Source organism: Clostridium gasigenes (assembly GCF_017348895.1).
Lineage (GTDB): Bacteria > Bacillota > Clostridia > Clostridiales > Clostridiaceae > Clostridium > Clostridium gasigenes.
Window position 1 is genome coordinate 2202508 of record NZ_CP071376.1, and the last position, 13072, is coordinate 2215579.

A 13072-nucleotide genomic window follows, 5' to 3' on the forward strand; every position below is an offset into this window, starting at 1 on the left:
TTTTAAAATAAAAAAATTGAATGGGGGAGAATTTGTTATGAAAAAACTATTAGTATCATTACTTATAGCTACAACAACTCTTAGTGCTATAGGCTGTTCTTCAGGTAAGAAGGAAGAAGGAGCAGCAAATAAAGAAGTTGCTTTATCAGTTCAAGTAGAAGAAACTTGGTTACCTTATTATGAAACAGTAAAAGAAACTGTTGAAAAAAAATATCCTAAGGCTAAAATAGAATTTGTTAAGATAGGTTCTTTTGATCACTTAGATGTAATTGATCAAACAGATGCTACTAATAAAGATGTAGCAGACGTATTTTCATTACCTGTAGATAGACTATATGGTTTAGCAAAAAATCAAGTGCTGGCTTCTCTTGATACAGAAAAAATGGCAGAAGAAGTTGGAGGATTTAAAGACTTCAAAGGTGGACTAGGTGGAAACTTGCAAGTTGATGGAGAATATTTAGCATTCCCATATAACATTGAAACATTATTAGGATTTGTGAATGTTGCAAATGCTAAAGCTTCTGGAATAGATACAACTAAGCCAGTTGAAATGACAACTTTAAAATATAATCAATTACTTTCAGTAGTACACGATGCTTGGTTTGGAGTTGCAATTGCTAACTCAGCTAATTTCGAATTCTTAAGTAAAGATGCTGATGGTAAATTTGCATCAGATGCAACTAAGCCATGGGCAGAATTAACTTCTGAACAACAAAAAATGTTTGAAGGACTATTCAACTACTGGAAAGCGCACAATGAAGGAAAAACTACTCTTTGGGACAAGGACGCAGCTGGGGGATATATTGATGAACAATTCAAAACTGGTGGAACAGATGCTATAAAGATAGATGGTCCATGGGGAACTCCTGCAGTTAAAAAGTTAATTCCTGATGAAAACAATATAGAAATTACACCTTTAACAAATATTACATTTAACGGAAAACCATTAACACACTGGAAAGGTGGATGGGGTCTTGGTATAAATGCTAGAGTTGAAGAAGATGCAGCTAAGATGGAAGTTGCAACAGCATTTATTAAAGAATTAGTTAACCCAGCTAACGCTAAAGAATTATTCAAAGTTACTGGTAAGGTTTTAGAAAATGTTGAACCTTCTGCTTACGAAGGAATAGATGAATTAGATAAAAAAGTTATAGATGCTACTTATGAAGGATATAAAAATGCTGTTGCTAGACCATTGTTCAGTGAATATGGACAAGTTTGGGCAACATGGCAGAATTCATTACTATCATGGTCAGCTAAAAACCCAGCAAATGCTGAAGCTGCTTACAATGAAGTTAAAGCAGGATTTGATGCTATGATGGGTGCAATTAAACAATAATTTCATATTTACACTTAAGATTAAAAAAGGGGACTTAGTCCCCTTCTATAAGTATAAGGAGAATCATATGAGAGAAAGTATAGAGATGCCTAAAAAAATATTTTATTTAATAGTAGGAATATGTTCAGCAATTATTATGTTAACATCAATAGATATTATACTTAGAGCAAAGGACACGGAATTATTTAATATGTGGTTATCTAAGACAAACTCTAGTCAAGAATTTTTAATGAAAACAACAGAAGAATTATTTTCTGAGTATCTTCAAATGAATATTTCTATATTTATGGTTAGAGCAGTAACACCAATGGGTATAGCTATTCATGCATATTTTACTTTTACAAAGTTAAGAGTAAATAAATTATATGTAGTATTATGGTCATTAATATCAATAGGAACATTCTTATTAACAAGTTTAGGAGAACAATTTTATTCAATATTCTTTATAATGAGTGGAATATGTTACTTTATTTTAATTGCAATTATGAGTTACCTAGGAAAATGTATTTATAATCTTAGAAGTATTTAAAGGTAATTAAAAAGGGGGGAAATAGGTTGAAAAAATTCGATGTATATTTATATGACAGCATAAATAGGCAATATGATAGAAAAAATATGTACCTATATGAAGTTGCGACTTTGCAAGAAAAAATTGAAGATGCAACAGGAAATGAAAACGATCAACTTAGTAAAAAGTTAAAAGACTTAATTGGTAATAAATCAAATCATGAATATAATAAAAAATTGGTAGACTATAAAAATAAAGAGAAATTATTTTTAATAGAAAATAAGAAAAAGGTCACAGAATTAAAAGGGAAACTAGATAAGACTTTGTCAACAAATGCTAAAAGGTTAGAAATAAGACTTTTTAAGGCTCGTGAAATAAAAATGTTTTATGAAAATTACGTTGACTTAACATATGATGCGGAACTAATTACTGAACAATGTAAACTGGAAATAATGCAAATACCAGCAGTAATTGAATTTGAAAAAGAAAGTATTAAAGTCTTAAATAAAGCAATAAATAAAAAAATGAATGTTAGTGAAATTGAGAATAAAAAATTCCAAGAGGAGTTTAAAAGATATAAAATACAGGAAAAGAAAAAGGTTGAAGATAGAATAAAAGAAGTTAAAATAAAACAAAAAGATGGAATTATATCTAAAAAAGCAAAAAATAATATAATTGAAGAATTAAATAGGAAATATGATGAAACCATATTAGTAAAATCATTCGAATGTGAAAAAAAATATAATAAAGAAATTATTAGAAATAAGAAGTATGAACTTAGTAAGGTAGTTAAGCAAAGGATTAATACAGTAAACGTTAATGTTTCAGATTTAAGAAGAGTATATGCAATAGAGAGTGAAAAAACATTTCCTATAATTTCATATTGTACTTTCTTAGTTCCAGGACTAGGACAATTGCTTAATAAACAATACATGAAATCGCTAATAATGTTCTTTGCAACAATATATATATATGCTGCTGCAATACCATATGCATTAGGTTATGGAAATTATAAGGGCAATGGAATTGCAGGATTAGTTACTTTAGCAGCTAATTCAGGAAAACTTGATAGATCAATAATTTTTATGATTGAAGGAATATTGGCAATATTTTTAGTAGTAATTGCATTAATGTTAATTTATATGTCATTTAAAGATGTTAATACTGTTGAGAAAGATGTTATAAAGGGAACTAGATATAGGGTTTGGACTGAAACTAGGCAAATAATGTTTGAAGATGGATTCCCTTATTTAGTATTATCTCCAGCAGCGATAGTTACAATATTTATTGTATTTATTCCAGTTGTAACAACAATACTTATATCATTTACAGGTATGGGACCAGAGACTCAAGCAAAGTTTGGCTGGGCCGCATTTGATAACTACAAGATGCTAATACTCGGACAGGGAATGGTAGGTTCTATATTCTGGGGAATATTAGGTTGGACAGTAATTTGGACTATAGGGGCATCTACTTTAGGAATAGGATTAGGATTTATATTAGCTATAACTCTTAATAATGATAGAATAAAAGGAAGAGCAATATTTAGGACAATATACTTATTGCCATGGGCAGTACCATCATTTTTAACAATAATGTTCTTTAGTATATTATTAGCAGATAATGGAACAGTAGTAATTTTTTTTCAAGGGATATTTGGAGACGGCTTCTCTATTAAAAATGATCCGTTTGTATCACGTATCGCAGTAATATGCATGCAATCTTGGCTTGGAAGTGCATATGTATTCATGCTATCTACAGGTGTTCTTCAATCAATTAGTTCAGAACTTTATGAAGCGGCAGATATAGATGGTGCTACAAATTTCAAAAAACTAACCAAAATAACAATACCACTAGTATTATTCCAAACAGCACCTTTATTAGTTGGTCAATATGTTTTTAACTTCAATAACTTTGGGCTTATATATTTATTTAATAGTGGTGGACCGTTTGATCCAACAAAATATGGAAATTTAGCAGGGTCTACAGACTTATTAATAACTTATATATATAAATTAACTATAGAAAACCAATATCAAGCATTAGGTGCGGCAATTACAGTTATAATTTCAGTGGCACTTATAGGTATTTCATATGTAGGATATAAAAATACAGATGCATTTAGGAGGGAGTAATAGATATGAGTATGATAGAGACTAAAAAGGTAAAAAAACCAAAGATATTTAAGAAAAGAAAAAAGAATAACTTATATCTTTCTGATAAGCCACCTCTTAATTTAGGAGGGAAAATTACTTTAGGTGTATCATATGTATTTCTAATTATTTGGTCTATAATAGTATTAGCACCAATATTTCAAATTGCTGTTTCATCATTTAATGGTGGGCAAGCAAGTAGAATTATAATAGGTGGAGAATTTATATTCTCGTTAAAACATTTTAAATTATTATTTGCTGAGACTGACTATGTTAGATGGGTATTTAATACATTATATATTAGTATAGCTACAGTTATAATAGTAGTAGTAATGGTATCATTTACTGGTTATGCTTATTCAAGATATAGATTTAAAGGTAAAAAAGCATCGTTATTGACAGTAATGTTAGTACAAACTATACCAACATTTGCAGGTCTTACAGCATTTTTCACAATGTCCTCAATTATATCAGACATAGTGCCAGTGTTTTCAAGACAAATGATGCTTATCCTTATATATTCAGGAGGCGGTATAGCTGGTAATACTATTATACTAAAAGGATATTTAGATTCAATATCTATGGAGCTAGATGATGCAGCTAAAATAGATGGCTGTTCTAGTATGAAGATATATAGATTAATAATTATGCCTATAGCAAAACCTATGCTATCAATTATAGCATTATGGTCATTCATAGGACCTTTTTGTGATTACATGCTATCAAAGATATTACTAAATTCTTCAAAAGACTACACTTTGGCAGCGGGCTTACGTACATTAATAACAGATCAAAGAACTTTAAATGAACCAGCTTTTGCAGCAGGAGCGCTTTTAATAGCAATTCCAATAGTAATATTATTCATTGTATTACAAAAGCAATTAGTTTCAGGTTTATCAAATGGAGCTACAAAAGGATAGAATAGGAGGATGGTAGATATGAAAGTAACATTAAATAATATAGGTAAAAAATATGAAAGTAGAGAAGATTTTACTTTAAGAAATATAAATTTAGAAATTGAAGATAAAGAATTTTGCGTAATTTTAGGACCTTCAGGATGTGGTAAAACTACATTATTACGTATGATAGCGGGACTTAACTCAATAACAGAAGGTGATTTAGTATTTGGTGAAAAAAGGGTAAATAAATTAGCATCAAAGGATAGAGATATAGCTATGGTATTCCAATCATATGCTCTATATCCTCATATGACAGTTTATGATAATATGGCATTTTCTTTATCAATGAGAAAGGAAAGAAAAAATATTATAAATGAACGTGTTATGGAAGCTGCTAAATTACTTCAAATAGAAAATTATTTATATTCAAAGCCATCTGACATATCTGGTGGACAAAGGCAAAGAGTTGCCTTGGGCCGTGCTATAGTTAGAAAACCTAGTGTATTCTTAATGGATGAGCCATTATCTAATCTTGATGCGAAACTTCGTGAACATATGAGAGTTGAATTAGTTAGAATTCATAAGGCATTAGGAACTACATCTATATATGTAACTCATGACCAAATAGAAGCTATGACAATGGCAACTAAAATAGTTCTTATGAATGATGGTAAAATTCAACAAGTTGGAAAACCATATGAATTTTATGAAAAACCTCAAAATATGTTTGTTGCAAAGTTTATAGGGTCACCAACAATAAATTTAATAAAAGGTAAAATAGTAGGTGATAAGTTTATATCAGAAGATGGATTAATTAGTATTACTCAAAAGGGCGAAAATTTAAAAGCAGTAACTGATTATAACGGAAAGGATATATATTTAGGAGTAAGATCTGAAAGATTTATAACAGGGAAAAATGTTGAACAATTTAAATGTGTAATTGATGTTATAGAAGTTTTAGGAAAAGAGAAAAACCTATTTGTTAAGTTAAGCAGTGGAAAGGATCTTGTAATTACAGTTCCAGGTCATTATGATTATGAAGTAGGGGAAAAACATGTATTTGGATTTGATTCAGAAGCATTACATTTCTTCGATGATGAAACAAAAGAGAGGATAAATTAACTGGTATTTTAATATAATAAGTAAGAATAAGAGCTTAGCGTTTAAAATACAATAAGAGGTGTAATTTATGCAAATTAATGATATAGCAAAACTTGCAGGAGTTGGAGTTGGAACAGTTTCAAGAGTTATAAATAATCATTCACAAGTAAGTGATAAAACAAGAGAAAAGGTTCAAAAAGTTATAGATGACAATAACTATGTTCCAAATAATAGTGCAAGAATTTTAAAAATGAATAATACAAAAAACATCGGAGTATTAGTTAGAGGGGTATTTAATCCCTTCTTCTCTGAAATAATAGATACAATGAGAAAAGATATAGAGAAAGCTGGATATTTTATGGTTCTTCATCAAAGTGATTTAGGTGATTCAAAAGAAGAATTAAATGATATTATAGCATTTATAAAAGAAAGTAAATTACAAGGATTAATTTATCTTGGAGCTCAGATTGAAGGATTAGATAATGAGACTTTTAAAAGGCTGAAAATTCCTTTAATATTTACATCAGCAAATACAGTATATGATGAAAATATAGATACATTTTCTACAATAACAATTGAAAATGCTAAGTCAGCTTATACAGGAGTAAATTATTTAATAAAGAAAGGTCACAAGGAAATTGCAATAATTCTTGGTGATGAAAATGATAGCGGAATAAGTAAAAAAAGATTTGAAGGGTACCTTAAAGCATTAGGTGATAATAACATAATGTTTAAAGAGTATAACGTAATTTATGGAGAATATGGATACGAAGGATCTTATATTAAAACTAAGGAATTACTTAATAATAATCCAAATGTTACTGCTATATTTGCAATATCAGATATTATGGCAGTTGGAGCTGCAAAAGCAATAACGGATAGAGGATTAGTACCAGGAAAAGAGATATCCTTAATGGGTTTTGATGGAATGGATATTACTAAATATTATACGCCTTCAATTACAACAATAGAGCAACCTAAAAAAGAAATAGCAGTGTTTACTACAAAGGTTCTTTTTGATATGTTAAAAGGTGACTGTGGTAATAAGCATTTAATATTAGAAACTAAGCTAATTGAAAGAGATTCTTGTAACGATATTAACTAGATAAACATATTCTATGCAGAGGAAGGGCTAAAGAAAGCATATGAAAAATGGATGCTTTCTTTAGACTAAATTATGATAAAAAGGGGAAAGTGAAATGGAAAGAAGTAGTGGGATATTAATGCATATAGCCTCATTGCCGAGTAAATTCGGAATCGGTTCCATAGGGAAAGACGCATATAGGTTTGTAGATTTTTTAAAAACAGCAGGGCAAAAATACTGGCAGATATTACCTCTAGGACACACAAGTTATGGAGATTCTCCATATCAATGTTTTTCTGCTTTTGCAGGTAATCCGCATTTTATAGATTTTAATCTTTTAAAAGAAGAAGGATTATTAAAAGAAGAAGATTATAATAATATAAACTTTGGAAAAGAAGACGATAAAATTGATTATTCAATTATTTTTCTAGAAAGACAAAAGGTTTTTAAAATAGCCTTTGATAATTTCGAAAAGATAAAATGTAATGAATTTGAAATATTTAAAGAAGAAAATAAGTTTTGGTTAGAAGAGTACAGTTTATATATGGCTATAAAGGAGCATTTTAATTTAAAATCATGGCAAGAATGGGATGAAGATATTAGAATAAGAAAATATTCATCAATGAAAAAATATAAGTATATTTTAAAATATGAAATTGAGTATTGGAACTTTATACAATATAAATTTTTTCAACAGTGGGAAGAATTAAAAGTTTATGCAAACAAAAATAATGTTTCTATTATTGGAGATATTCCAATTTATGTAGCAGAGGATAGTAGCGATATTTGGGCTAATCCTAAAATGTTTAAAATGGATAAAAATATGAAGCCAAAAGTTGTATCCGGTTGTCCTCCAGATTCATTTTCAATTACAGGACAGTTATGGGGAAATCCTATATATGATTGGGATGCAATGGAGAAGGATAATTATAGCTGGTGGGTACTTAGAATAAAAGAAAGCTTTAAGCTTTATGATGTAGTTAGAATAGATCACTTTAGGGGATTTGAAGCATATTGGGAAGTTCCATATGGTGATAAAACAGCTGAAGATGGGAAATGGGTCAAAGGACCTGCAATGAAATTAATTAATGCTATAAAAAAAGAATTGGGAGATTTAAATATTATAGCAGAGGATTTAGGATTTTTAACTAAAGAGGTTTTAAAGTTTAAAGAAGAATCTGGATATCCTGGTATGAAGGTGCTTCAATTTGCATTTGGTGAAGAAGATAGTGACTATCTTCCACATAATTATCCAGTGAAATGTGTTGCTTATACAGGAACACATGATAATGATACTTTTAAAGGGTGGATGGAAAAGACAGGACAAAGTAATGAAGTTAAAAATGCTAAGAAGTATTTACCATTAACAAATGAAGAAGGATATAACATTGGATTCATTAGAGGTGTATGGAGCTCAGTTAGTTATTTAGCAATTGCGCCAATACAAGATTTTTTAAATCTTGGTAATGAAGCAAGAATAAATTTACCGTCAACTTTAGGTGGAAACTGGAAGTGGCGGGCAACAGAAGAAGAATTAAGTACTGAATTAGCAAAAAATATATATAAAATAACAAAAAGATATGGGAGGATTTAAATTATGGATAAAATAGCTATGAAAAATGATATTGAAAAACAACTAAAAATCAAATATGGAGTAGGAATTGAAGAGGCAACAGGTGGAGAAATTTTCTCTGCTCTATCAACTTCATTAATGGGATTAGTAGTAGATAATTGGAAAGATACAAAAGAAGTTTATTCAACTGGAAAGCAAGCTTATTATTTATCAGCTGAATACTTAATGGGAAGAGCTCTTGGAAATAACTTAATAAGTTTAGGTATATATGAAGAAGTAGAAGAGTTATTAAAAGAACTTGGGGTTGATATAAATGCAATTGAGGAAAGTGAAGAAGATGCAGCTCTTGGAAATGGTGGTCTTGGAAGACTTGCAGCTTGCTTTATAGATTCAGCAGCAGCTATGGAAGTTCCACTTCAAGGTTATGGAATAAGATATTCAAATGGATTATTTAAGCAAAAATTTGAAAATGGTTTCCAATATGAAGAGGCTGATAGCTGGTTAACTTATGGTGATCCTTGGAGTATTAGACGTGAACGTGAAATAGTAGAAGTTGAATTTGCAGATATGAAAGTAAAAGCAGTTCCTTATGATACACCGATTATAGGTTATAAGAGTAATAATATTAATACTTTAAGATTATGGAAATGTGAAGCAATAGAAGATTTCGATTTCAATTTATTTAATGAAGGAAAATATACTAAATCAATAAGACTTAAAAATAAGGCTGATGATGTTTCAAGAGTATTATACCCAAATGATGATATGAGAGCTGGGAAGCTTTTAAGATTAAAACAACAATACTTCTTAGTAAGTGCATCAATCCAAGATATAATTTCAAAACATGTGAGTTTACATGGGGAAGAATTTAAAGAGTTTGCTAAACTTCATGCAGTTCAATTAAATGATACTCATCCAGTTTTAGCAATACCAGAATTTGTGAGAATATTAGTAGATAAATATAATGTGGAAATAGATGAAGCAATTGAAATATCAAAGAAAGTATTTGCATATACAAACCATACTATATTAGCAGAAGCCTTAGAAAAGTGGGATAGAAGCTTAATAGTAAAAATATGCCCAAGAATATTTGAAATTATAAAAGTTATAGATGAAAAGTTTATAGCAGAGCTTAAAGTTAAAGGTTATAGCAAAATTGAAATAGATGAATTTAGAATAATAAATAAAGGTGTAGTTAGAATGGCGAACCTTGCAATTTATATAGGTTTTGCAGTAAATGGAGTTGCTCAATTACACACAGACATTTTAAAAGATACAGAGCTTAACAATTGGTATAAATTATATCCAAGCAAATTCCAAAACAAAACAAACGGAATTACACAAAGAAGATGGCTTAGATCTTGTAATAAAGAATTATCAGCATTAATAACAGAACTGTTAGGAAATGAAGATTGGGTTAAAAATTTAGCATTGCTTAAAGATCTTGAAAAGTTTAAAGATGATGAAGCGGTATTAACTAGATTTATGGATATAAAACATGAGAAAAAAGTTCAGTTAGCTAAATATCTAAAAGAAGTAGATGGAATAGAAGTAGATCCAAGTTCATTATTCGATATTCAAGTAAAAAGACTACATGAATATAAGAGACAATTACTAAATACTTTATATATTTTAGATCTATATTACAGAATAAAAGAAAATCCTGAAATGAAGATTCCAAAATCAACATTTATTTATGGTGCTAAGGCATTCCCAGGTTATAAGAGAGCTAAGGGAATAATTAAATTCACAAATGATATAGCAAACTTAATAAATAATGATAAAGATATAGATGGAAAAATTAAAGTTGTATTTGTAGAAAACTATAGAGTTTCTTATGCAGAAAAGCTATTCCCAGCTGCGGATGTTTCAAAACAAATATCAACTGCAGGTAAGGAAGCTTCAGGAACAGGAAATATGAAGTTTATGTTAAATGGAACTCCAACAGTTGGAACTTATGATGGAGCAAATGTTGAAATTGTAAGAGAAAGTGGAGAAGATAATAACTTTATATTCGGATTAAGAATTGAAGATATAGAAAAAATAAAATCAGAATATAATTCTAAGGAATATTATGAAAAGGATCCATCATTAAAGAGAGTTATAGATACATTAATAGATGGAACATTTGATGATGAAGGAATGGGCTATTATAAAGATTTATATAATTCTTTAGTAAATGAAAATGATCAGTATTATCTTTTAGCAGATTTTGAAAGTATGAAAAAAGCAGAAGATCAAGTATTTGAAGCTTATGCAGATAAAATGAGATGGGCTAAAATATGTTTTGAGAATACTTGCAATGCTGGAATATTTTCAAGTGATAGAACAATATTAGAATATTGTTCAGATATTTGGAATATAAAATCTACTAGAAATAATTAAATTACAAAGTTATAAATAGAATTAAAAGGCAACCTTCTTTGGTTGTCTTTTAATTCTAAATAAATACTATTCCTCTTGCTATGAATAACTTCTTTGGGGCTTTTTCAAAACAATGGGAGCTCGCAATGGCAGGGATAGTTTTATCTATTATACCTATGATAATATTCTATTTCTTTGTACAAAAATATATAATAAAAGGAATTACACAAGGGTCAGTAAAATAATAACTAATTATATATCAGGATAAAGCATCTTTTGAAAAAATATTACTAAGAGGAGATGGAAACATGTTTGAAAGAAGTAGTGGAATACTAATGCATATATCGTCTTTGCCAAATAGATTCGGAATAGGTTCAGTTGGGAAAGATGCATATGAATTTGTAGATTTTCTAAAAAAATCAGGACAAAAATATTGGCAAATACTTCCTGTTGGGCACACTAGTTATGGTGATTCACCATATCAATGCTTTTCAGCTTTTGCAGGAAATTATAATTTTATAGATTTTAGCATTTTAGAAGACGAAGGACTATTAAAAGAAGAAGATTATGTAGGATTAAGTTTTGGACAAGATAATAATAAGGTGGATTATAAAACTATTTTCATAACAAGAGAACTTGTATTACGAAAGGCATTTAATAGATTTGAAAAAAATATACCAACTGATTTTAATATATTTATAAATGAAAATAAATTTTGGTTAAAAGATTATAGTCTTTATATGGCTGTAAAGAAACATTTTAATTTGGAAACTTTTCATAATTGGGATGATGATATAAGGCTTAGAGAAGAAAGTGCAGTGAAGAGATATGAGGAAAGTCTTAAAGAAGATATTAAATATTGGAACTTTATTCAGTATAAATTCTTTGAACAGTGGAAAAAGCTAAAAGCATATGCTAATAAAAATGGAGTGTATATAATAGGGGATATTCCTATATATGTTGCAAGTGATAGTAGTGATATTTGGTGTAATCCAGAAATGTTTGAGGTAGATGAAAATAGTATTCCTACAGTAGTTTCAGGATGTCCACCAGATGCTTTTGCATTAACAGGGCAGTTATGGGGAAATCCAATATATGATTGGGCTGAAATGGAAAGGCAAAATTATAAATGGTGGATATTAAGAATTAAAGAAAGTTTTAAACTTTATGATGTAGTAAGAATTGATCATTTTAGAGGGTTTGAATCATATTGGGAAGTTCCAGGTAAGGATTTAACAGCAGAAAATGGTAGATGGGTTTTAGGACCTGGAGTTAAATTATTTAATGCTATTAAAAATGAATTAGGTGATTTAAACATTATAGCTGAAGATTTAGGATATTTAACTAAAGAAGTTATAGATTTTAGAGAAGCCACAGGATATCCAGGTATGAAAGTATTGCAGTTTGGATTTAATGGTGAAGGACGTGGATATCTTCCACATAATTATCCAGTAAAATCAGTAGCTTATACAGGAACCCATGATAATGATACATTTAGAGGTTGGGCAGAAACTACAGGTGAAAAATCAGATTTAGAAGATGCAATAGAGTATTTTAAAATAACAGAAGAAGAAGGATATAACTGGGGATTTATCAGAGGGATATGGAGTGCTGTTAGCTATTTAGCAATTGCACCTATGCAGGATTTTTTAAACTTAGGAAATGGATCAAGAATGAACCTGCCGTCAACAATAGGTGGTAACTGGCAGTGGAGAGTTAAAGAAAGTGACTTAACAGATAAACTTGCAGAAAAAATTTGTAAATTAACAAAGACATATGACAGAGTTTAATATGTTAAAAAATAGCTTAACTATAATTTATGGTTAAGCTATTTTTTTGTGGATAATAATATTTTCTGTAAGGAATTCTTAAGAAAATTGGCAGTAGTTTCTTAATTTGATTTGGTTATTCTATTAATAGAAGTTAATTAAGTCATCTAAAAGTAAATGAAAATTATCAAATTATTTAAAATAGGGGGATGAGATAACATGGTAATTTAAACTAAGAAAATCGTATATTTAGAACTTAATTTAGCTGATAAGGAATATATT

9 protein-coding genes and 1 pseudogene are annotated in these 13072 nt (G+C 29.2%); all 10 read left to right on the top strand.

The features are described from left to right. Nucleotides 1-37 precede the first annotated feature (37 nt). The 10 genes and pseudogenes from J1C67_RS10315 (at nt 38) to malQ (J1C67_RS10360) (ending at nt 12811) form a co-directional block, all read left to right on the top strand. Nucleotides 38-1339 carry a sugar ABC transporter substrate-binding protein gene (locus tag J1C67_RS10315; RefSeq protein ID WP_167866738.1) on the top strand — a complete coding sequence of 434 codons (1302 nt, stop codon included), beginning with the start codon at nt 38-40 and terminating at the stop codon, nt 1337-1339. A 67-nt stretch (nt 1340-1406) separates the two neighbouring features. Further along, a complete protein-coding gene (locus tag J1C67_RS10320) occupies nt 1407-1868 on the top strand; it encodes a hypothetical protein (protein WP_167866739.1) in 462 nt (153 codons plus the stop codon). Between the two features lie 26 nt (nt 1869-1894). Beyond that, complete coding sequence (locus tag J1C67_RS10325; RefSeq protein ID WP_207253496.1) at nt 1895-3982, top strand: ABC transporter permease subunit; 2088 nt, start codon at nt 1895-1897, stop codon at nt 3980-3982. A 5-nt stretch (nt 3983-3987) separates the two neighbouring features. Next, the gene (locus J1C67_RS10330; protein WP_243176786.1) at nt 3988-4920 is read left to right on the top strand and encodes a sugar ABC transporter permease; all 933 of its coding nucleotides are present in this window, start codon (nt 3988-3990) and stop codon (nt 4918-4920) included. Nucleotides 4921-4938: 18 nt separating this feature from the next. Continuing rightward, a complete protein-coding gene (locus tag J1C67_RS10335) occupies nt 4939-6021 on the top strand; it encodes an ABC transporter ATP-binding protein (protein ID WP_167866740.1) in 1083 nt (360 codons plus the stop codon). 67 nt (nt 6022-6088) lie between these two features. Beyond that, nucleotides 6089-7105, top strand: a complete 1017-nt coding sequence (locus J1C67_RS10340; protein ID WP_089970420.1) for a LacI family DNA-binding transcriptional regulator — start codon at nt 6089-6091, stop codon at nt 7103-7105. Nucleotides 7106-7199: 94 nt separating this feature from the next. Beyond that, nucleotides 7200-8678: a 4-alpha-glucanotransferase gene (malQ, locus tag J1C67_RS10345; RefSeq protein ID WP_167866741.1), complete on the top strand. Its 1479-nt coding sequence runs from the start codon at nt 7200-7202 to the stop codon at nt 8676-8678. Between the two features lie 3 nt (nt 8679-8681). Next, nucleotides 8682-11042 carry a glycogen/starch/alpha-glucan phosphorylase gene (locus J1C67_RS10350; protein ID WP_167866742.1) on the top strand — a complete coding sequence of 787 codons (2361 nt, stop codon included), beginning with the start codon at nt 8682-8684 and terminating at the stop codon, nt 11040-11042. Between the two features lie 59 nt (nt 11043-11101). Beyond that, a pseudogene (locus tag J1C67_RS10355) lies at nt 11102-11266 on the top strand (carbohydrate ABC transporter permease); the annotation flags it as partial. A 63-nt stretch (nt 11267-11329) separates the two neighbouring features. Continuing rightward, nucleotides 11330-12811 carry a 4-alpha-glucanotransferase gene (malQ, locus tag J1C67_RS10360; RefSeq protein ID WP_167866743.1) on the top strand — a complete coding sequence of 494 codons (1482 nt, stop codon included), beginning with the start codon at nt 11330-11332 and terminating at the stop codon, nt 12809-12811. Nucleotides 12812-13072 lie beyond the last annotated feature (261 nt).